The organism is Paenarthrobacter sp. PAE-2, from assembly GCF_026013155.1.
In the GTDB taxonomy this organism is placed as follows: domain Bacteria; phylum Actinomycetota; class Actinomycetes; order Actinomycetales; family Micrococcaceae; genus Arthrobacter; species Arthrobacter ureafaciens.
In genome coordinates, this window is sequence record NZ_JAPDNV010000054.1 from 1 (window position 1) to 18,972 (window position 18,972).

An 18,972-nucleotide genomic window follows, 5' to 3' on the forward strand; every position below is an offset into this window, starting at 1 on the left:
GGCTCATCGCATTTGAGGGTGTAATCGTGCCGGGCGCGTCGGTGGCCGGATAGAGGTCGAGGTCTTCCGATGATGGAAGTTCCTACACTGCCCATCCGGAAGACCTCGATGTGTCCCACGCTACCTTCCTGCCTCCTGACCTGACTACGTTCTGCCGGCTCGATGAGCTTGGGCTCGAAGCTGCGGGGCAGCGTCTTGCCCCTGGCCGTGCGGTCCTGGAATGCCGTGCCGTTGATCCGGACGACTGGTGCCGTTCGTGTGGTGGCCAGGGCATCGCCCGCGGCACGGTCACGCGGGCCCTTGCGCACGAACCACTGGGCTGGCGGCCGACGACGCTGCTGGTGAGGGTCCGCCGCTACAAGTGCACCGGCTGCGGTCGGGTGTGGCGGCAGGACATCTCCAAAGCCGCGCAGCCGAGGGCGAAGATCTCCCGCCATGGGCTGCGCTGGGCGCTGGAAGGCATCGTGTGCCACCATTTGACCGTAGCCCGCGTTGCCGAAGGCCTGGGCGTGTCCTGGCATACCGCGAACAGCGCGATCCTGGCCGAAGGCAAGCGGGTGTTGATCGAGGACCCGGCCCGGTTCAACGGAGTCGCCGTGATCGGCGTCGATGAGCATGTCTGGCGGCACACCCGGCACGGGGACAAGTACGTCACCGTGATCATCGACCTCACCCCGGTCCGCGACAAGACCGGCCCGGCACGGTTGCTGGACATGGTCGAAGGCCGTTCGAAACAGGTCTTCAAAGCCTGGCTCGCCGAGCGGCCCAAGGCGTGGCGGGACGGGATCGAAGTCGTGGCGATGGACGGATTCACCGGGTTCAAGACCGCAGCCGCCGAGGAGCTCCCCGACGCGGTCGAGGTCATGGATCCGTTCCACGTCGTCCGGCTTGCCGGCGATGCCCTGGACAGGTGTCGTCAGCGCGTTCAGCAGCAGACCATTGGGCACCGCGGACGGTCCGGGGACCCGCTCTACGCGGCCCGCCGGACCCTGCACACCGGACACGACCTGCTCACCGAGAAGCAGAAGGACAGGCTGGAGGCCCTGTTCGCCGCGGACATCCATGCCGAAGTCGAAGCGACCTGGGGCATCTACCAGCGCGTCATAGCCGCCTACCGCGAACCCGACGGCAGCAGCGGCAAACAGCTCATGCAAACACTGATTGGCGCGATCAGTGTCGGCGTGCCCGCTGCGCTCACCGAGGTCATTACCCTGGGCCGGACAATGAAACGCCGTGCAGGGGACGTGCTCGCATACTTCGATCGGCCCGGCACCAGCAATGGGCCCACAGAAGCACTCAATGGCAGGCTCGAACACCTCCGCGGCTCCGCCCTCGGCTTCCGCAACCTGGCCAACTACATCGCCCGATCACTCCTTGAGACCGGCGGATTCAGACCCCAACTACACCCTCAAATGCGATGAGCCGGTTAAGATCAACGCGCCGGTTCCGTTGTCAGAAAAGAAGAGCTTGGCGAGGATAACCGCCGAATAGCCATAAATCCCGATGTCATAACCCTCCAAGACATTACCGACTGCGGCGGCGAGGGTGGGTACGTACCGACTCAGACTCGGATTTGGACAGTGTTTGTTTCATTGGTCAGTCTTCTCTAATAGGCGGAGGGTGAGAATGTCGAACTTCTCCATGTGTCTAATTCGCGATCACTGATGCATCCGACCACTTGAAGCGAAGTTGTGTCGAACACGCGACGGCATGTCGCGTCGCAGAAGCTTTTTGTCTCGCTCGAGAGCATTTTCACGTCGAAGGTCAATCTCTCTTCCTGGGGGAGACTGACCTGGCGCTGCATTCCAGTTGGAGCATGATGGCCTGTGGGCCACTACCCTCTGTTAGGCAGAGAGTGATTCTGATGGATGCTATCCACTCGCTCGTCGTTCGTCAATGGTTCCGCTCAATCCGGGCTTCGCAGCTCGTGGCGGTCGCCCGCCTACTCGATCGCGTTGACGCTGGCCAGGCGGCCCAGTGGAGCCGTGGAGAGCCAATGTCGAGTAGGCGCACGGATGTTGGTATGGCGCCTGGCAGCCAGCCGGTTGTGGTTGCTGTTGTATCGGCGTGTATTCACGTCAACCAAGGCGTACCAATCGGGATGGGCTCGGCGGGCCCCATCAGCAGCTGGCGCACAACGAGCGTCAACCGACGACCGGGATGTCGACGGCGATCGCGGGCGTTCAACTTGTCACCGGCGTTGAATCACGGATCCCTCTTGACAGAAGGCTTCTCTGTGTGACAGAAATGGCAGATACTCGCCCCATAGGCGAGCCAGTTGCTTTGATCAGGAGGCTTGAGTTGAACACAGACCTGTCCGTGAACTACATATCCGTCGGCGGAATCAGGACGCGCTATATCGATCAGGGCGAGGGTCCGGTCATCCTCCTGATCCACGGTGGCCACTCGGGTATGAGCATGCCGGGCGGCGGGGATGGTTGGGCTCCCGTCATCGCTCCTCTGGTCGACAAGGGCTTCCGCGTCGTGACCTTCGACAAGCTGGGGCAGGGAGAGACTGACCTCGCGCCGACGCATGCCGAGTGGACGTTCGATGCGGTGGTCAAGCACGCCAGGGGCTTCATCGACGCTCTGGGACTCGAGGACATGATTCTGGTCGGGCACTCGCGCGGTGGCCTGCTGGCGAGCAAGCTCGCTCTTGACATGCCGGAGTCGACCAAAGGTCTCTTCATCGTGTCGAGCGCGACGCTCGCTGGCACCGACCCTAAGTTCCGCGACGTTGAGTTCTACGACGCGATCACGCGTTCGCTTCCGGCGGACGCGTCTCCGGAGGAGATCTGCGGAGCCTTCTTCCGTGCGCTGTACGTGACCCCGGTGCCGCAGGAACAAATCAATGCGGCCGCCGCCAAGTACGTCAAGGAGAACCACCAGAACGCCCTCAAGACCTACCCGATGGTTGAGAAGAAATACTGGGAGCCGAGTCTTCAGGCGGCGAAGGACGACATCCGCGCTCGCCTCTTCGCCGGCGAGGTCAATATTCCCGTCGAAGTCGTCTGGGGCCGCGACGATCGCTCGGCGCCGGTTGACCTGGGCATCGCCTTCTACCAGAAGCTCGCCCTCGTCTCGGAGACCACGAGCCTGCACATCCTGGGAACCGCGGGCCACTGCGTCTTCGCGGAGCGAACCGAGGACTTCGTTCGAATCCTGGCGGACTACGCAGGCCGTCGCAGCGCCAGCTATGCGACGCGTCGTTGATGGTGATCCTGGGGAACTATCCCGCTTGACGGGGTCTTCGAGTCCGTGCCGGATTGGCGCAGCGCGCCCAGATCGTGCTGCTGGCTTCGGCGTGCGAGTCGAACACCGCGATCGCGGACAAACTGGCCTGTATCTCTTGAAGTGGCCCCCCTGTTCGTGTCCGGTTTCCGGCGACCACGGTGGGCTCTGGGAGAGGGGCCGAAGACAGCGGCGGTTTTCGGCTGGGCGTGATGTGCCCGTGAAAGAGATCGCGGCGCCCGTGGCTCCGTCCTCCCCGGACGAACCCGGTTGAGGGAATTGTTGCCCGGGCTGGTGTGCCGGTTGCGCTCAGCGCGCCGGGCCGGCCCGGCGCAGGCGCCGGATGAAGCACAAGCGCGGGATCCTTCGGCGGGCGACAGCCGCAGGGCGGCCCGCATTGGGGCATGGCGGTCCTCCCGCGGGGTGGATTCTACCCTTGATTCCGCTCCCCCTTCCACGGGCCACTGGCTGGCCCCGCCAGAGGGGGCGGAGGAAGAAGCGGTCCCCATCGTGGAAGCCCTCGGCTGCGGCCGGTTCTGGGTCTGAGATCGGTGCCGGGCGGGGCTCACACTGGCCGGGCCTTCAGATCGGACTTGGTCATGCGGAAGGACGCCTCAACCTGCCACAGGTCGTGATACGCGCCGATCACCGCTGCTGCGGACATCTTCTCGGCGCCGGTGACCTTCAGGAACCTCGCCTTCTTCAGCGGCGTGCTGCCCGGGCAGGGACTGGGGAATTAACGGTGTATCCGGCTCGACACGCCGGGGCGGCAAGCCTGGCGGGAAGGAGCCCGATATGGCCGCAACACTTGAGGCTGTGCCGAGTACGAAAGCCGTTGACGAACTGACAGAGAAATCCGAGGCCGAGGCTGCCCGCGAGCTGGTCAGGATGGCGAGGGAGCAGGGGCTGTCCCTGGCCGGTCCTGACGGACTGCTCAAGCAGCTGACCAAGACCGTCATCGAAACCGCCCTGGACGAGGAACTGACCGAGCACCTCGGTTATGAACGGCACGACACGGCGGCGAAGGATACTGCCAACTCGCGCAACGGAACGCGGTCCCAGACCGTGCTGACGGAGACGACAGGCCCGGTGCAGATCGACGTTCCGCGGGACCGGGAGGGGTGCCGATAGGCCCTGCTGCGAAGGTCCCGTGCTGCGTTGGCGCCGAGGATCAGCCCCCGATATACGGGGCGGTTTCTAGTGAACGTTGCGAATTAGATGTGTTTGCATCCGGTGTCCTAATCGTTGCATGGCTGCCCGTGGCGAGCGGTCGTTGAGACATGCTCGGGGCCTGTCGTTGAGTCCGTCGCAGACGTCATCGAGCTGGTCTAACTCCACACGTTCAGGTCCGTGCCCTTTGGAAAGTACTGCCGGAGCAGTACGGGGTCGCTTTAAGGGCCCTTCGCAGTTAAGCATGGTTGATGTCTCGGCCGGGCAGGGGCACTGACGGTCGGTGTTGTTGAAACCAAAGACCGGGCCGTGGAGAACGCGGCCTTGAAAGCTGCCGTTTCGTATTTGGCTGCGTCGATCGGGAGGTGCGCCCGGGCTTGTAGAGCCGCAGACCGTCCGTGCCGCAGGCCCATTCCGGTGGCGGACGGTGTGCCTGCGGCGCGGACGATCTGCGGCGGGACGAACCACCCGAGACTCCCCTTCCGTCGTACCGGAAGCACTCCGAAAAGACCAGGACTTTGAACAACCTGAAGGACAGACCCATGACCACAAACTCCTCAGATCTGGCCCTCACGGTCGCCGTCACCCACCGTGGCGCTGGAAAAGAAGCCTTCGCGCACCTAACGCGGGGTGAATCCCTGGCCATGATTCCGCCGTTGATCCTCGAACTTTCCGGCAGGATCAGCCGCCGGGCTGCGCTCCTAGAGGCGTCATCAATCGACGCGGCCCACAGTTCCGATGACCTGGCCGCCCTCGCCTGGATTCAGCAATCCCTGGAAGATGTTGAAGCCACCATCATGGGACTGTCGGAGGTAAACCGCCGCCGTTCTGCAGCGTTCCACGGTCCTGCCCCTTCTTCTGCCGGAAGCCTTGGTCCCCTAGGTTCCGCCGGGGCCGCCGGGATTTGGGCCCTGGCTTGATCATGCCGGCGGGCTGCCGCTCCTCCGTTCCGTCCCAGGGACATTTGGCGTGTCCCAAAGTACTGATCACCGCCCTCAGATTAAGGATTTGACCATGCACGCAGCACCCGGTTGTCTCGTCGTCGCCGTTCACACCCGAAAAGAACTGGACGCCGCCCTGGATGAAGCGGTGGATCTGCTGAAGCCGGCGGCGATGGCTGAACACGTCGGCATCTCGGTGGCCCGCCTCGCCCCGGGCCGCTATGAAGCGCGCCTGGACAGCGACGTTCCACGCGGTGTGACACTCGAAAGGTGGGGGAGCGGGCTGCGATGAACGGACAGCAGAGCGATCTCTCCGGCGCGCCGGCTGGCAGCGTTTTTAGCATGGTCTGCCCCGCCGCCCGCCAGGCCGGCTGTTCCCTGCGTACGGCGGCTCTCGGCGCAGCGCCGGGGAGGAATGGGTTGAAAGAGTCGCTGACAGAATGCGAAATCGAAGTCTTCCTGTCCCTGGCCCGCGGGCACCGCATCGCTGTGAGGGATCATGAAACCGGGGCATTGTGGTACGGGCGGGTTGACATGACGTTTCCGGAACACGGATTTGTCTGGGTCATCACGGACGTCGGTGAGCGGAAGTTGCTCGACGTTGGCGTGCACACAATCTGGCGGCCGGAGGAGTCCGGCGCCTGCGGCCGCGTTCGCCGGGAAGCCGGTCGCCTTGGGCCTTCGACGATGAGCAGGGTGAGGGCCGTCTGACGCCGGGGGCAGGGCGTGGCCGCATGCAGCTGCGGCGTGGTGCGGCAGGAAAGAGGTCAGGGCCTCTTTGAATTGGTCGCGACCAAGCAACCAATACCCAAAAGAGACCCTGACATGAATAACTCTATGTCGTGTTCCGGTGGCCGCTGGTGCACGCGCGCGGATGCGCTGCTCGGTGTCGAGGGCGTCCGCGTCAGCTCCGTCACGGCAACCGGTACCGGCCTGCTTCTGGGCGTCGAAACCGGGGAGAACGTCACCGGCTGCGCCGACTGCGGCGTCATCGCGGTCGGGCATGGACGCCGCCAGGTCCGTCTCCATGACATTCCCTGTTTCGGCCGCCCGGTGCGGCTGCTGTGGGCCAAACGTGTCTGGCGGTGCCCGGACCCGGACTGCCCGAGAACGACGTTCACAGAGGAGCACCCGCTGGCAGGACCACGGGCGAAGCTCACCGCCAGGGCCGCCGGGTGGGCGACCGATGCGCTCCAGCATTTCGACACCTCGGTCTCCGCCTTGGCCCATCAGCTCGGCGTCTCCTGGCACACCGTCTGGGACGCGGTCAGGATCGAAGCCACCCGGCGGATCGCATCGACCGGCCGGCTGACCGGGGTAGATGCGCTCGGGGTCGATGAGCATGTCTGGTCCCACACCGGCCCGCCCGGAACCGGCATGGTCACCGGGATCGTGGACCACACCCGCGACCCCGCGGGGGTGGTGCACGCCAGGTTGCTTGACCTGGTTCCGGGCCGGTCGGGGAAGGCCTATGCGGACTGGCTCAAAGAACGCGGCGCAGGGTTCACTGCCGGGATCAAGACCGCCGCGCTGGATCCGTTCCGCGGCTACGCGAACGCGATCCGTGACGAGCTGCCCGAAGCCATCGCCGTTCTGAACGCGTTCCATGTCGTGAAGCTCGGCTCGGCCATGATCGACGAGGTCCGCCGCCGGGTCCAGCAGGACACCCTGGGACACCGCGGCCGCAAGGGCGACCCGCTCTACGGAATCCGTCGAACCCTGCAGATCGGCGCCGAACACCTCACCGACAAACAAGCCGCCCGGCTCGATGCTAAGCTCAGCGCCGGGGATCACGGCCACGAAGTCACCCTGGCCTGGCAGTGCTACCAGAAGCTCCGCAACATCTACCACGCCCGCCCGGAGCGGGGCCGGGAACTCGCCAACGAAGTAATCACATCATTCCCGACCTCCCCATCCCGGAAGTCGCCCGACTCGGGCGGACACTCAATGGAAGACAGCGATCCTAGCCTACTTCGACACCCACGGCGCTTCCAACGGACCCACCAAAGCGATCAATGGCGTCATCGAAACCACCCGCCGAATCGCCCGCGGCTTCCGCAACTTCACCAACTACAGACTCAGATGCCTACTGGCCGCCGGCGGCCACCGCCCCTACCGGAACAAACAGACCAACCATGCCTAAACGCGAAGCCGCTTTAAGTCTTCTAGACCAGGCGCCCCTGGAGTTCTTCTGCGGCTGCCCGGAGCATGCCCCCGAGGTCGCTGCGAAGCTCCTCCGACATGCGGTGGGCCGGCACAGATACGTTGATTCCGTAGACAGTGCCGCTTGGGCCGGCAACCGCGGCGGCGACCGATGTCACCCCGTCTTCGCTCTCTTCGCGGCTATTTGCGTAACCCCTGTGCCGGATTTCGTCGAGCTCCCTTTCAAGGTCCGACCTGGAGGTAATTGAGTTGGTAGTCAGCTTGGGGAGTTCCTGCCCTGGGTACAGATTCCGCAGCTGCTTCTCACCGAGGAGGCTCAGCATCGCTTTACCAGTCGCAGTGCAGTTTGCTGGCAAGGTGAGGCCCTGGCGGGAACCGACGCGGACCGCTCGCCTGCTTTCGATGGCGTCGATGAATTGGACGTCAGTCCTCTCAAGCCTGGCGAAGTGGACGGTTTCTCCCGTTTGTTCGAAGATCCGCTCGAGGACCGGCCGGGCCAGTGTCCGGATGTCCACCTGCCGTCTGATCGCAAAGGCAATCGAGCTCAGCGCCTGCCCAGGTTCGTAGGCCCGGGTCGCCGGGTTCTGCCGAACGAAGCCACGGTAGAGAAGCATGCCCATAAGCCGGTGCGCCGTCGACGACGCCACGCCCAAGTAAGTGCTGGCATCGGTCAGCCTGATGCTGGGCTGGGTTTCGAACAGCAGGAGCAGCCGCAGGGCGTTATCAACAGACTCGATGGGGTATTGCGGCGGCGGACCGTATTTGGATCCGTCTTCTGTCTCTGTCGATCGCATGCCTTGTATCGTACCCAGCGTCGGCGGGACTGTCGGCACTGCCGCGCTGGCCGGCTTCATGGGCTGACGCTCAGCCGGGCGAGCTCGTGTCGCCAGGCGGTCGCGATGTTGAACGGCCCTCCGAGATCTGGCAGCTCCGCCATGTCGGGACCGGGAAGGTCGTGCAGCTGCCCTCCGGCTGCTGTGATCTGAAGCGACAGGCCTGCCAAGGTGTTTACGCTGATGGCTTGGAGGACCGCCTGCTCCATCGTCGGCGCCGCGCTGGTGAGGCCGTGTCCGCGCAGCAGCACCACGGGCCGATCGCCCATGGCGTCGAGCATTTCCGCTGCGAGCTCGCGGTTTCGCACGAGCACTCCTCTGGGGTAGACGGGTATTCCGTCTGCCGCCAGGCGGGTGCCCGGGATGTCGAACGCCCCGACGATCGGCCGGATGGCGAGCCCTGCCAAGTCGGCGGCCACGACCTGCGGGGGGTGGGCATGCACAACGGAGTTGATATCCGGGCGCCGCCGCAGCAGCTCGGTGTGCAGAGGCAGCTCGTTGGGGACCGTGTAGCCGCTGTCGAGCTCGCCTTCGGCGGCGGGATTGCCGTCGAGGTCGACCAGCCGGATGTCGTTGGCTTCGGTGTGCGCGAGGCCACGCTCCTTGGGACCCCTGCAACGGACCAAGAGCTCGTTCTCCCCCGTTCGCGCACTGATGTGGCCGAGGATTCCGTCGGCGAGGCCGCGGCCGGCCAGGACCCGGCAGGCCATTGCGATGGCCTGCCGTTGCTCTTCGTGGACCACCGGCGGCTGACTTCCCCGCATCAGAGTGCCGCCGTCGGCCGGGGCTCGAGCAGGAGCTCGAGTTTGTCGCGCAGTTCCTGCACGCCGATCCCTGATCCCATGCCGCGGCGGCAGGCAAGCAGGGCCTTCGGCCAGTTCACGATCGCGGCACCGTACAGTTCCACTCCGTCGGTGGTGTAGAGCGCTGCGAACCGACCGTGCAGCTCAGGGTCTCCGATGAGGACATGGTCGGCGTTGCCTCCCACGCGACCGACGACCTGGATTTTCCAGTCGTGCTGGTCGCTCCAGACGTATTCAACCGGTGTGTACTCGCGGGGACTGTCCGGATGGGTGATGTTGTGGGCGACGCATGAGGCTTGCTCAACCGCGTTTGTCCAGTGCTCGATCCGGATGTCCGCACCGTGCTTCTGATGCCGCCAGCGCGCCACGTCGCCGACGCCATACACGTTCGGGGCGTCCACAGCCCTGCAGAACTCGTCCAGCACGACGCCGTTGTCCACCAGCAGTCCCGAGGAGGCCAGCCAGGCGTCGTTGGGAACCGCGCCGATCCCGATGAGAACGGTGGCGGCTTGTACTGTCTGGCCGTTGGTAAGCCTGACGCTGAAGGACCCGTGCTCGCCCTCAATGGCCTCGACTCCGGTGCCAAAGATCGTGGTGACGCCGTTGTTGCGGTGGAGTTCTCCAAACAGCTGTCCGATTTCGGCGTTGAAGATGCGGCTCATTGGTATGGGCATCGGGTCGATGACTGTCACTTCCAGACCGAGCGTACGTGCCGTCGCGGCTGCTTCGGCACCGATGAAACCGGCGCCGATCACTGCCAGTTCCCCGCCTTTGAGGAGGTCGGCGCGCAGTTTCCGGGCATCGTCCAGGGAACGGAGCACGTGGATCCCGGGCCGTTGGCCCCAGGGTGAGGGTCGGGCAGATGCGCCCGTGGCGATCACAAGGTTGTCGAAGTGTAGGGGTTCGTGGTCCTGGAGGTACAACAGGTTTCCGGCGACATCGATGCCTGTGGCGGCGTGCCCGAGCAGCAGCCGGATGCTGGCTTCCTCCGCCTGCTCGCGGGTAAGGAGGCGGATGGACGACTCCTCTGCTTTGCCGGAGAGGACGGATTTGGACAACGGCGGCTTGTCGTACGGGAGTTCCGTCTCAGCACCGACGAGGACGATGTCGCCTTCATACCCCTCCAGGCGCAGGGACTGGGCAGCACGCACGCCGCCGATTGAGGAGCCGACGATAACTGTGGTCGTGTTCATCAGTCCTCCACTACTAGGGCGGACACCGGGCAGCTGCGGGCAGCCTCGGTGACACGGGAACGCTCGGCCTCGGGAACTTTGGTCCTGAGGAGAACAACGATTCCGTCGTCATCCAGATCAAAGTAGTCGGTTGCCCCAACGACGCAGTTGGCGTAGCCCTGGCAGGCTTGCAGATCTGCTTTTACGGTAGGCATTGTCAATCTCCTTGGCCTCTAGATGTTGTTTTTGTTCTGGGGCGGCTGCTCGTCCTCGGTGACAAGCGGCCCGAACGGATGCCCGATCATGGCCGAGAAGGTTGCCGGCGCCTGCCAGGTGAGGGCTTCCAGCTCCAGGGGGCACAGGGACACCCACTGGCCGGAGCGCGGGGACTTGATCATCAGCCGCGAGCCGTTCCGCGTCTCGACGCGGCTTACCTGGACTTCGGAGAATTCGTTGGCGATCACGATCGGAGCGCCGTTGACCCGTGCTTCCAGCCGGTCGCGCTCCTCCGCCGCTCGAATGGCGGCAAGGCGGTCCTCCTCTTCGCCTTCCCATTCGAGTTTCATAGGAATATGGCCAGATTCTGCATCCGGATGACCGCCTCGTCGACCATGATGGTGCGGCGGGCGAGCTGCCAGCCGGAGCCGGTGCGGCGCAGCAGATCCTCCCTGCCTGCCGACACGGTCGCGGCCTCGCGGACGTCGCCCCGGCTGCGGAACAGCAGGACCGCCGAATCCACGATGATCTCATCCGGGTTACCGGTACGGAACGTCCGGACGTTGGTGACGTAGTGGCGCAGCCGCGACGGAGGGTCTTCGGTCCAGGCGTGTTCCGTGGCGAAGCGCGCCGCCCTGCGGCTCAGCGAGTACTTGTTTTCATCCATGTGCGCCATCCCGGGAGACGTGCTGTAACCGGCCCCGAGGGCAGTGGTCACCCTCACCGGCATGAGATAGTGCACGTCGTCCGTGAGGCGGCTCAGCCACTCGTCGTACTCCTGTGCGTCGAGCAAATAGGATTCATCGACAAGCCACTTGTGGGCTTGCAGATGAAGTTCATCATTGAACGGCAGGGAGTCACCCGTCCTCTGAGTACGGGGGGCGTGCCCTCCCAGCACCGACTGCTCCGAGAGAGATTTGTTGCTGCGTTCGGTTACGGCTTCAATACCCACGGCTAGCCCTCCTTCGAAACGGTCATTGCCGGGGCGTGCCCGTTGTGCTCAGCGGGAGCCGGGAAAGAATCCGGGGTGTCAGACGGACAGTCCTGCACCGGATTGCTGCCGACGTGCACCTGGGCCGCTTTTTCCATCGGTCGTTCAAGATGGTTGGCCCATCGCAGGAGCAGTTCACGCTGGTTGTATTCGCTGTATCCGACGCGGGTCGAGCCGGGGCCGGAGTACTGCTCGGGGGTCAGGGGTTCGACGACGTTCTGTCCGTTTTCCAGCATGCCCATGCGGCTGTTCAGCAGCAGGCGCCGTGCCATCGGGCCGCCGGCGGTGCTGGTCAAGGAAACCCAGTTTTCCACGTCGTCCTGCTCGAACATGCCGCCGCTGCCAAAGCACATGAGATAGGCCTTGTAGGAACGTGCCTTAAACTCTTCGGGCGCGTTCTTGTCGACGGCGAACCACGATACGATCTCGGTCTCGTCTTCACTGATTGGCTGCCACTGCCGGATGGAGATGAACGGGAGCACTTCATCGGAGTCTTCTTCGACCCGTGGCCAGTTGTGCACGAAGCTCATGTTCGGGAACACCGACGCCGCCGACACCATGACCCGTCCTTGCCCACGACGTCGAGCTGCTCCTGGCTCCACTGCTCTTTCATGCGGGCGATCATCTCGTCCGGGTAGCCCATGTAGCGGAGGCGGTCTTCCAGGCTTCCTTCGGGAAGCTTGTAGGTAGTTCCGCCGCCGTTGCCGGCCCAATAGGTTGTCCCGTCCTTGCGCTTTTCCGCCTTTGGTTCGCGGAACAAACCAATTTCGACGACGGAGGTGTGGGTCTGGGGGGTGTGATACATGTCGCCGGCGAAGTTTTCGGCTCCGATTTTCCAGTTGGCCTTGACCCGCCACCGCTGCGGCCCGCGCAGTTCAATCCCGCCGGAGCTTTGCTTCGTGTAGTAAGGGCAGTCCGACTATGCGGCCGTCGTTACGGTAGGACCACCCGTGGTACGGGCAACGGAAGTGGGAAGCGTTTCCCATCTCCGTGCGGCAGACCTGCATGCCGCGGTGAAGGCACTGGAAATAAAGAGTTCCGCCCGCGGGACGCCGGCGGTTCTGATGCCGCGGCCCACGGCTTCTTCGTTGCGGTATTGAACGGCCGTGTCGACCAGCCTGTAGCCGGTCTGCACGGCACAGCGGACGGCTTGCTCGCATTCGGCGTCCAGCATCGGCCATGTTCCGAGGCCGATCCGCGGCATACTGTGTCCGTTCAGCAAGGGCAGCCTTGAGGTCGCACCTGGTCTCGGAGCCGTACTCGTTTCATTTATCATCGGAGGGCCTCGTCTTTCGGATCTGTCGATAGTTTGCTAAACGGCTGAAGCCTCAGCTCTTTATGTTTGGGCCATCACGGGTGCGGTCAGCTCAAGGTAGGCGTTTGCCTCCTGCAAGCCAACGCCGCCGCCACACTTGTTGTCGATGTCGAACAGACTGGCCAGATGCGGCAGCTCGGCACGGTCGCCGTAATCCAGCAAGTGAAGCACAACGCATAACTGCTGTCCAGATGTTAATTCCGTTCAGCAGAGAACTGGCGAGATCTGCCGGTGTGGCAGTGGTAGCCGCCCGCCCAGCGCCGTCTGGCCTGTAATCCTCGCCAGTGGGGGCCATTAAACGCATCGCCATGAGATAGCTTCGGATAGGGCCAAGCCTCCCGGAGACCGCCTCCCTTTTGAAGAAGAGCGACCCGGGCCATGTCGAGGCGTTGGCCCGGGCTTTGTCCGTGCTGAAGGCCTATCAGCAGCCAGGACAGGCCATTGTCGGTCTCGGATGTTGCCGAGTTCGTCGGGATCGCCAGGACCGCGGCGGGGCGATTCATCCTCACCCTGGAATACCTGGGTTATCTGTCCTACGACGCCAGTGGCTATTCCTTGCGGCTAGCAGTGCTGGAGATCGGGGATGCCTATCTGCTGAGCCATAAGCTGCTGGCGGTGGCCCATCCGCACCTTGCGTCGCTGGTGCAGGAGGCTGGCGAGACAGCATCGCTGACGGTGCTGCACCGGGGCAGCGTGGTCTACGTGGACCGGGTCCACGCCGACCGCGTCCTGACCGTCAACATCATCATCGGCACCAGCCTGCCGGCGTACGCGACGGCGACCGGGCGCGTCCTTCTCTCCGGGCTCACCGAGGGGGAGCTTGATGAATATCTGGAAGCCCTGGTGCCGGAAAGCCTGACCGGCAACACCGCGATCGACCGCGAGGAAATCCGGAAGAGGATAACCGCGGCCCGGGAGCAAGGCTGGTCGCTGGCCGACCAGGAGCTGACCGAGGGCCTGCGGTCCATTGCCGTCCCCGTGCGGGATGCCGGGACCGGCATCATCGCGGCCGTAAACGTCTCCGCGCACGCCACCCGCGTCAGCGCCGATGCCCTGCGCACCACCGTCCTGCCCCGCCTGCTGGGGGCCCGGCAGGCATCGCAGCCGAGCTCGCCGCCGGCGATGCCTGTTCCAACCGGGTTTTCGATTCCAATGTGCGCGAGTCTACCGCGACTGGGCGTGCAGCTGAGCGCCTGCGGCCGGTAACAGCTCGCTGTCCGACGTCCCTCCGCCACCGCTGGCCGGCTCCGTCAGGAACGGCCGGAGGCGGGGATCGGCGCGTGGGCCTAGACCAGCAGGCCCTGCAATTCTTCAGCGGCCGCCTGAAGCTTGGCACCGAGTTCGACGCGGAGTTGGTCCGACATGCGGTGGGCCGGCACCGAGACGTTGAGGGCGTAGGGGGTGCCGCTTGGATCGGTGAGGGCGACGGCGACGGACGTCACGCCGTCCTCGCTTTCTTCGTCACTGCTTGCAAAACCGGTCTGCCTGATCTTGTCCAGAGCCGATTCCAGGTCCGCCCGGGACGTGATGGAGGCCTTGGTCAGGCCGGGGAGCTCTTGCTGGGGGTAAAGGTTCCGTAGCTGGTCATCGCTGAGCCGGCTCAACATGGCTTTTCCCGTGGCGGCGCAGTTGGCGGGAATCATCCGGCCCTGACGGGAGCCAACGCGCACCGCGCGGGAGCTTTCGATGGCATCGAGGAAATGCGTGTCTGTTCCCTCAAGCCTAGCGAAGTGGACGGTCTCCCCGGTTTCGTCGAAGAGCCGTTCCAGGAACGGGCGGGCGACGGTCCGGACGTCGCTCTGGCGTCGGATGGCGAAAGCGATGGAGCCCAGTGCCTGGCCAGGTTCATAGGCCCGGGTGGCCGGATTCCGGCGCACGAATCCACGGTAGAGCAACATGCCCATGAGCCGGTGGGCAGTCGAGGAAGCTACACCCAGATACTTGCTTGCGTCCGTCAGCCTGATGCTGGGCTGGGTCTCGAAAAGCAGGAGGAGGCGGAGGGCGTTGTCAACAGATTCTATGGGGTACTGCGGAGGAGGGCCGTATTTTGCCCTGTCGTCCGCATCTGTTGATCGCATTTTACTAATCATACCCAGCGTCGGCGGGGCTGTCGGAATCGCCAGGCTTGACGGGCTGACGCCCAGCCTGGCGATTCCGTGCCTCCAGGCGGTCGCTATGTTGAACGGCCCTCCGAGGTCCGGCAGCTCCGCCATGTCGGGACCGGGAAGGTTTCCGGTGCATCGGAGTCGCAGGCAGTGGAGAGTGCGAAGTCGAAGACGGAGATGTTTTCGCTGAGCCAGATGGGTACTGACGTCTGGACGATGGGTACGAGGCCCTATTGGACGTGCCAGCGGAGCAGGACCTCGGTCGGAGCGACCGGAGCAAGCTAGATGGTTATGTGCCATAACCCGCGTGTTGATCCACGGCCTGCGGCCCTGGATGCGGCACACTCGTCAGTGTGGCCCGGAGATTCCGGGGCGCTGCGCTGGGCATGGGGGAAGGGGATCGGGATGACCGAAGAGCCGAAGTCGCCACGCCGGATCTCCCGCCGCCGCCGCGCCAACATTGACGGCGACACCCAGTACGTGCGGGTGTCGATGTCGGAGTTCGAACGTGCTCAGTTGAAGGTGCTGGAGGAACGGACCGGGCGCAGCCCCTCGGAGATTCTGGTCAGCGCTGCCCTGTACGCGGAGAACTCCGAGTCGCTGGATGAGCGGCGGGCGATGGCCGTTGAATTCATTGCGGCCCGCCGCTACCTTGCTGCCCTGTCGAACAACGTCAACCAGCTCGCCCGGCACGCGAACGCCACGGACGAATTCCCGGAAGCAGCCCGCACGGTGTTGACCCGGGTGCGTGCGGTCGCGGACCGGATCAACACGATGCTTGATTCGATGGTTCGCTGATGATTCCCAACATCACCAAGGGCACCCGTATGCACGGGCTCATCGCCTACCTTGCCGGTCCGGGCCGGGCGAACGAACACACCGACCCACACCTGGTCGCGGGCTCACCGTCGATCATGGCCTGGCACAACGATGACGAACTGAACGCCGACGCGGCGCAGGCCATTGCCAAGGAATTGGACCGGGCAAGAAGCGTCCTGGGCGTCGAGATTCCCGGCGGCCATGTCTGGCACTGCTCGCTTTCGCTGCGCGCCGAGGAAGGCGACCTTACCGACCAGAAGTGGGCTGAGATTGCGCAGGACTTCATGGACGAGATGGGCTTCACCGAAGCCAGCGGACGGGCGCCGGCCCAGTGGGTGGCGGTCCGTCACGGCCACAGCAAAGCCGGAAACGACCACATCCACATCGCTGCCTCCATGGTCCGCGAGGACGGCACGAAGTGGAGCAGCTGGCGGGACTTCCCCCGCGCGCAACAGGCCGCCCGGGAGCTTGAGAAAAAGTACGGCCTGGAAGAACTTTCGCCCACGCATTCCACCCGTGGCCTCCGGCCCGGTGAACGTGAAGCGTCCGAGCGGCGGGGAGCCCCGGAACCGGAACGCCGGTCCCTGGAACGCAAGGTCCGTGCCTGCGCGACGTCCGCCCAGGATGAGGCCGAATTCATTCGACGCCTTCGCCGTGCCGGTGCCCTGGTCAGGCCGCGGTACGCGTCCGGACGTGACGACGTCGTGGTCGGCTACAGCGTGGCAGAACGTCCTCCCAAAGGTGGCCGGCCTGTGTGGTTCGGCGGCGGTCACCTCGCCAAAGACCTTGCTCTGCCCAAGCTCCGCGCCGAGTGGCCTGACAGCCCACAAGGTGCCGCCGAGGCGGTCGCCGAATGGCAGGCAGCTGCACGTGGACGCCGCCCGGTCACGATCGGCCGCGAAGCCCACGAACCGGACCCGCAAATGTGGGAGCAGTACAGCGACGAAGTTGCCCGGCTCCGCGAAACGCTGCGCTCCGTCCCGCTGGACGATCACGCGACCTGGGCGCAGGTTGCACGCGAGACATCCGGCGCCTTCGCCGCCTGGTCCACGGCAACCGAGGCGACGCCCGGACCACTCGCAGCAGCGGCCGACGAGCTGTCCAAGACAGCACAACTGCGGCGTTACCCAGTCCGCCCCATCCGCAGCGCAGGACCATCTGCCCGCGGAGCCTCGCTCATGCTCATGGCAGCTTCGATGGGCGGCACCGGAACAGCCGCGCAGGCAATCATGCTGCGCCAGCTGCTCAACGTCGCAAAGGCCGTCCACGACATGCACAAGGCCTCAAATGATCTGCGCCGAGCACGCCAGATCAGCCACATGGTGAAGCACCAACTGAGCCAGGTCGCGGCCGCACTGCCCGCCGTCCCAGCGTCAACGCCCACAGCGGATAGCGAAGCTGCCGCCGCGGTACGCGCGAGCACAGCCGGCCAGGTTGCCGGTCGGCCCGCGGGGTCCGTGCTGCTGCCGGAATATGTGCAGGCACGCACCCACGCGGGCACCCGAAGCGGGAATACCCGCCCAGACATTGAGAGATAACACCAAGGAGGGGAACCATGAGCGAATCTGACGGCATTGATGAGGCTCTTGAGGGAATGTCGCGCGTTGCGCTGACCGTCGCCGGCCGGCTCGGTGAGCAGCTGGCCAGAGCCCGCGAGCAAGAGCTGCGCCGCGCCCAAGCGGCCGAGGAACAACAGGCCCGCGAACTGCAGGCACGGTTCGATGCCGAGCGGGCAGCTGCCCGTGCACAGCTCGCCCCCGTCATGGACAACCGGTGGTGGGACACGGCCACCGGCCGCGACATCGAAAGGGCACATGAGGCGGCCACCGCGTGGAAAGACCACGATCCGGCGGCGCGCGACGCGGCCGAGGTGATCCGTGACCAGGTGCAGCGCCGCTACGGCTTGGACGTGGACAACCTCGGTGCCAATGAAGCAACGGTGGCGGAGGCCCTGGCTAAAGCCGAGCGGGACCGCGAACAGGCAGAACAGGAACGCCGTTCCGGCCGTGACGAGAACGCCCAGGCTGTGCAACTGCTGGCCGAGGCCGATCGGGAAGACAGGAAGCGCGCCGAGGCCGTTGATCAGCCCTCAAGGGAGGACTTGGACGAAGCGCTGGCCTGGCTCCGGGAGACCAAACCCATCGAGGCACACAACTGGGAACAGCGGCACAAATTTGCAGACGGCGTAGCCGTCGAGGACGACATGGAAAGGCGGCTGATTGAAGACTGGACAGCCGCCCGTGCCGATCACCGCCCCGAGCAGTTGCGTGGCGAAGCAGGAGCCACATACGACTCAGCCGAGCGCCGACAGGAACTGGCGGCCAGCCTCGAAGGGGTTGCTGACCGCGAGGCTGTAGATGCACGGCTCGTTGCGGACCAGGATCAGGGCACTCCGCCCAGCGCAGCCGTAGGCAAGGGATCGAGGCCTGCAAAGGCCCGCAAGACGCGCGGAGCCAACGGCCCGACAAAGCTCCTTCAAAAGGGCATGAGCCGGTAAGCCCTGCAGGCCGTCCAGCCCAGGAAATCTCACCGGATGGCCCGGGGCCCGCAAATTGGCCCCGGCTGGGTGCTGCTCACATTAGGATGTCCGGGTGACCGCTGAACCCGGCAAGCGCCGCTTTCTGACCATCGAGCAGGTCGCCGAAGAATTGAAGTGCAAAAGCAGCCTCATCCGGAACCTCATTCATACTGGAGAGCTTCGCGCTTTTCAGGTTGGGGGCCGGGGGCTCTGGCGCGTTGGGCGCCAGGATCTCGAGGACTATATCGCAGATGCTTACCGGCGCACCGCTGAGCGGATCGCCGCGGGCGAACTGGCGGACAACGTGCCGGAAGGGGAATAGGGGCGCTGGAGGGGCGGAAACCCCTGTGCTCCCGGGCGGTCCGGCGTCTCCAAGCGTCCTACGCTGGCGTGCGCTCATCCGCGGATACGGCCCTCCCAGCGTTTCTCGGCACCCTGCCGGCTGATCCCGAAGGCCCTGCCGATCTTTTACCAAGAGACGCCCAGTAGTAGTAGGAGGCATCTACTACTACTCCTACTCTTTTCGTGGACGCGTATCGTCCCCAAGGCAAGGCTCTTGGGCGGCGCAAACCGCTCTGCGCCTGGGGGGCGACCCACGAGGAATCCCCGCTACCCAGACCCTCTGGCCTGAGGCCCTACCTGTAGTTCCCAGGGACGTTGTGAACAGCGTGGCGTGATGTAAAGGACGAGGGCCT

General features: G+C 64.8%; 22 protein-coding genes and 3 pseudogenes. 13 read left to right on the plus strand and 12 right to left on the minus strand.

What is annotated here, in order from left to right:
- Positions 1-110 precede the first annotated feature (110 nt).
- From OCL88_RS19475 to OCL88_RS21180, 8 genes and pseudogenes are all read left to right on the plus strand, one after another.
- Positions 111-1,421 (plus strand): ISL3 family transposase, encoded by a 1,311-nt coding sequence (locus OCL88_RS19475; protein ID WP_264963626.1) that lies wholly within the window; start codon positions 111-113, stop codon positions 1,419-1,421.
- 826 nt (positions 1,422-2,247) lie between these two features.
- Positions 2,248-3,213: an alpha/beta fold hydrolase gene (locus OCL88_RS19480; protein WP_264963627.1), complete on the plus strand. Its 966-nt coding sequence runs from the start codon at positions 2,248-2,250 to the stop codon at positions 3,211-3,213.
- Between the two features lie 813 nt (positions 3,214-4,026).
- A pseudogene (locus tag OCL88_RS19485) lies at positions 4,027-4,353 on the plus strand (transposase); the annotation flags it as partial.
- Between the two features lie 590 nt (positions 4,354-4,943).
- Complete coding sequence (locus OCL88_RS19490; RefSeq protein WP_047040757.1) at positions 4,944-5,321, plus strand: hypothetical protein; 378 nt, start codon at positions 4,944-4,946, stop codon at positions 5,319-5,321.
- A 94-nt stretch (positions 5,322-5,415) separates the two neighbouring features.
- Complete coding sequence (locus tag OCL88_RS19495; RefSeq protein ID WP_047040755.1) at positions 5,416-5,634, plus strand: hypothetical protein; 219 nt, start codon at positions 5,416-5,418, stop codon at positions 5,632-5,634.
- Positions 5,631-6,053: a hypothetical protein gene (locus tag OCL88_RS19500; RefSeq protein WP_156525812.1), complete on the plus strand. Its 423-nt coding sequence runs from the start codon at positions 5,631-5,633 to the stop codon at positions 6,051-6,053. The genes OCL88_RS19495 and OCL88_RS19500 overlap by 4 nt, the downstream gene beginning before the upstream one ends.
- Positions 6,054-6,179: 126 nt before the next feature.
- Positions 6,180-7,193 (plus strand): annotated as a pseudogene (locus OCL88_RS19505) (ISL3 family transposase); the annotation flags it as partial.
- 109 nt (positions 7,194-7,302) lie between these two features.
- The gene (locus tag OCL88_RS21180) at positions 7,303-7,485 is read left to right on the plus strand and encodes a transposase (protein ID WP_319951670.1); all 183 of its coding nucleotides are present in this window, start codon (positions 7,303-7,305) and stop codon (positions 7,483-7,485) included.
- A 22-nt stretch (positions 7,486-7,507) separates the two neighbouring features.
- Here the strand turns inward: OCL88_RS21180 and OCL88_RS19510 are convergent, their stop codons facing one another.
- The 11 genes and pseudogenes from OCL88_RS19510 to OCL88_RS19560 form a co-directional block, all read right to left on the minus strand.
- On the minus strand, positions 7,508-8,299 hold the full coding sequence (locus OCL88_RS19510) for an IclR family transcriptional regulator (protein ID WP_047040750.1): 792 nt from the start codon (positions 8,297-8,299) through the stop codon (positions 7,508-7,510).
- A gap of 56 nt (positions 8,300-8,355) precedes the next feature.
- A complete protein-coding gene (locus OCL88_RS19515) occupies positions 8,356-9,102 on the minus strand; it encodes a class II aldolase/adducin family protein (RefSeq protein ID WP_047040748.1) in 747 nt (248 codons plus the stop codon).
- Positions 9,102-10,334 carry an NAD(P)/FAD-dependent oxidoreductase gene (locus tag OCL88_RS19520; protein ID WP_264963629.1) on the minus strand — a complete coding sequence of 411 codons (1,233 nt, stop codon included), beginning with the start codon at positions 10,332-10,334 and terminating at the stop codon, positions 9,102-9,104. Before OCL88_RS19520 ends, OCL88_RS19515 begins: the two co-directional genes overlap by 1 nt.
- Complete coding sequence (locus OCL88_RS19525) at positions 10,334-10,528, minus strand: ferredoxin (protein ID WP_264963630.1); 195 nt, start codon at positions 10,526-10,528, stop codon at positions 10,334-10,336. The genes OCL88_RS19520 and OCL88_RS19525 overlap by 1 nt, the downstream gene beginning before the upstream one ends.
- 18 nt (positions 10,529-10,546) lie before the next feature.
- Entirely contained in the window at positions 10,547-10,879 is a 333-nt protein-coding gene (locus tag OCL88_RS19530; protein ID WP_047040740.1) for a hypothetical protein, read from the minus strand.
- Positions 10,876-11,481 (minus strand): 3-phenylpropionate/cinnamic acid dioxygenase subunit beta, encoded by a 606-nt coding sequence (locus OCL88_RS19535; RefSeq protein WP_047040738.1) that lies wholly within the window; start codon positions 11,479-11,481, stop codon positions 10,876-10,878. The genes OCL88_RS19530 and OCL88_RS19535 overlap by 4 nt, the downstream gene beginning before the upstream one ends.
- Before the next feature lie 2 nt (positions 11,482-11,483).
- Positions 11,484-12,080: an SRPBCC family protein gene (locus OCL88_RS19540; protein ID WP_264963631.1), complete on the minus strand. Its 597-nt coding sequence runs from the start codon at positions 12,078-12,080 to the stop codon at positions 11,484-11,486.
- A complete protein-coding gene (locus tag OCL88_RS19545; protein WP_264963632.1) occupies positions 12,047-12,325 on the minus strand; it encodes a hypothetical protein in 279 nt (92 codons plus the stop codon). Before OCL88_RS19545 ends, OCL88_RS19540 begins: the two co-directional genes overlap by 34 nt.
- Positions 12,326-12,395: 70 nt before the next feature.
- On the minus strand, positions 12,396-12,680 hold the full coding sequence (locus tag OCL88_RS21185; RefSeq protein ID WP_319951671.1) for a Rieske 2Fe-2S domain-containing protein: 285 nt from the start codon (positions 12,678-12,680) through the stop codon (positions 12,396-12,398).
- Positions 12,596-12,796: pseudogene (locus OCL88_RS21190) on the minus strand (hypothetical protein); the annotation flags it as partial. The gene OCL88_RS21185 and the pseudogene OCL88_RS21190, both read right to left, overlap by 85 nt.
- Positions 12,797-12,856: 60 nt before the next feature.
- Positions 12,857-13,006: a hypothetical protein gene (locus OCL88_RS19560; RefSeq protein ID WP_157894436.1), complete on the minus strand. Its 150-nt coding sequence runs from the start codon at positions 13,004-13,006 to the stop codon at positions 12,857-12,859.
- A gap of 249 nt (positions 13,007-13,255) precedes the next feature.
- Between OCL88_RS19560 and OCL88_RS19565 the strand changes: the two genes are divergently transcribed.
- A complete protein-coding gene (locus OCL88_RS19565; protein ID WP_264963639.1) occupies positions 13,256-14,041 on the plus strand; it encodes an IclR family transcriptional regulator C-terminal domain-containing protein in 786 nt (261 codons plus the stop codon).
- Positions 14,042-14,121: 80 nt separating this feature from the next.
- Here the strand turns inward: OCL88_RS19565 and OCL88_RS19570 are convergent, their stop codons facing one another.
- Positions 14,122-14,913, minus strand: coding sequence for an IclR family transcriptional regulator (locus OCL88_RS19570; protein ID WP_264963634.1), 792 nt, complete (start codon positions 14,911-14,913; stop codon positions 14,122-14,124).
- A gap of 432 nt (positions 14,914-15,345) precedes the next feature.
- Between OCL88_RS19570 and OCL88_RS19575 the strand changes: the two genes are divergently transcribed.
- The 4 genes from OCL88_RS19575 to OCL88_RS19590 all read left to right on the plus strand — a co-directional run bounded on the left by OCL88_RS19575 (position 15,346) and on the right by OCL88_RS19590 (position 18,599).
- Positions 15,346-15,738, plus strand: a complete 393-nt coding sequence (locus tag OCL88_RS19575; protein ID WP_264963635.1) for a MobC family plasmid mobilization relaxosome protein — start codon at positions 15,346-15,348, stop codon at positions 15,736-15,738.
- Positions 15,738-17,297 carry a relaxase/mobilization nuclease domain-containing protein gene (locus OCL88_RS19580; protein ID WP_264963636.1) on the plus strand — a complete coding sequence of 520 codons (1,560 nt, stop codon included), beginning with the start codon at positions 15,738-15,740 and terminating at the stop codon, positions 17,295-17,297. Before OCL88_RS19575 ends, OCL88_RS19580 begins: the two co-directional genes overlap by 1 nt.
- A 17-nt stretch (positions 17,298-17,314) precedes the next feature.
- A complete protein-coding gene (locus tag OCL88_RS19585; RefSeq protein WP_264963637.1) occupies positions 17,315-18,256 on the plus strand; it encodes a hypothetical protein in 942 nt (313 codons plus the stop codon).
- A 94-nt stretch (positions 18,257-18,350) separates the two neighbouring features.
- On the plus strand, positions 18,351-18,599 hold the full coding sequence (locus tag OCL88_RS19590) for a helix-turn-helix domain-containing protein (protein ID WP_264963638.1): 249 nt from the start codon (positions 18,351-18,353) through the stop codon (positions 18,597-18,599).
- Positions 18,600-18,972 lie beyond the last annotated feature (373 nt).

Excerpts from the sequence above, each read along its gene's own strand:
- OCL88_RS19480 (WP_264963627.1), top strand. The coding sequence starts at position 2,248 with ATGGCAGATACTCGCCCCATAGGCGAGCCAGTTGCTTTGATCAGGAGG.
- OCL88_RS19490 (WP_047040757.1), top strand. The coding sequence starts at position 4,944 with ATGACCACAAACTCCTCAGATCTGGCCCTCACGGTCGCCGTCACCCAC.
- OCL88_RS19495 (WP_047040755.1), top strand. The coding sequence starts at position 5,416 with ATGCACGCAGCACCCGGTTGTCTCGTCGTCGCCGTTCACACCCGAAAA.
- OCL88_RS19500 (WP_156525812.1), top strand. The coding sequence starts at position 5,631 with ATGAACGGACAGCAGAGCGATCTCTCCGGCGCGCCGGCTGGCAGCGTT.
- OCL88_RS19510 (WP_047040750.1), bottom strand. The coding sequence starts at position 8,299 with ATGCGATCGACAGAGACAGAAGACGGATCCAAATACGGTCCGCCGCCG.
- OCL88_RS19515 (WP_047040748.1), bottom strand. The coding sequence starts at position 9,102 with ATGCGGGGAAGTCAGCCGCCGGTGGTCCACGAAGAGCAACGGCAGGCC.
- OCL88_RS19520 (WP_264963629.1), bottom strand. The coding sequence starts at position 10,334 with ATGAACACGACCACAGTTATCGTCGGCTCCTCAATCGGCGGCGTGCGT.
- OCL88_RS19525 (WP_264963630.1), bottom strand. The coding sequence starts at position 10,528 with ATGCCTACCGTAAAAGCAGATCTGCAAGCCTGCCAGGGCTACGCCAAC.
- OCL88_RS19530 (WP_047040740.1), bottom strand. The coding sequence starts at position 10,879 with ATGAAACTCGAATGGGAAGGCGAAGAGGAGGACCGCCTTGCCGCCATT.
- OCL88_RS19540 (WP_264963631.1), bottom strand. The coding sequence starts at position 12,080 with ATGGTGTCGGCGGCGTCGGTGTTCCCGAACATGAGCTTCGTGCACAAC.
- OCL88_RS19545 (WP_264963632.1), bottom strand. The coding sequence starts at position 12,325 with ATGTATCACACCCCCCAGACCCACACCTCCGTCGTCGAAATTGGTTTG.
- OCL88_RS21185 (WP_319951671.1), bottom strand. The coding sequence starts at position 12,680 with ATGCGAGCAAGCCGTCCGCTGTGCCGTGCAGACCGGCTACAGGCTGGT.
- OCL88_RS19570 (WP_264963634.1), bottom strand. The coding sequence starts at position 14,913 with ATGCGATCAACAGATGCGGACGACAGGGCAAAATACGGCCCTCCTCCG.
- OCL88_RS19575 (WP_264963635.1), top strand. The coding sequence starts at position 15,346 with ATGACCGAAGAGCCGAAGTCGCCACGCCGGATCTCCCGCCGCCGCCGC.
- OCL88_RS19580 (WP_264963636.1), top strand. The coding sequence starts at position 15,738 with ATGATTCCCAACATCACCAAGGGCACCCGTATGCACGGGCTCATCGCC.
- OCL88_RS19585 (WP_264963637.1), top strand. The coding sequence starts at position 17,315 with ATGAGCGAATCTGACGGCATTGATGAGGCTCTTGAGGGAATGTCGCGC.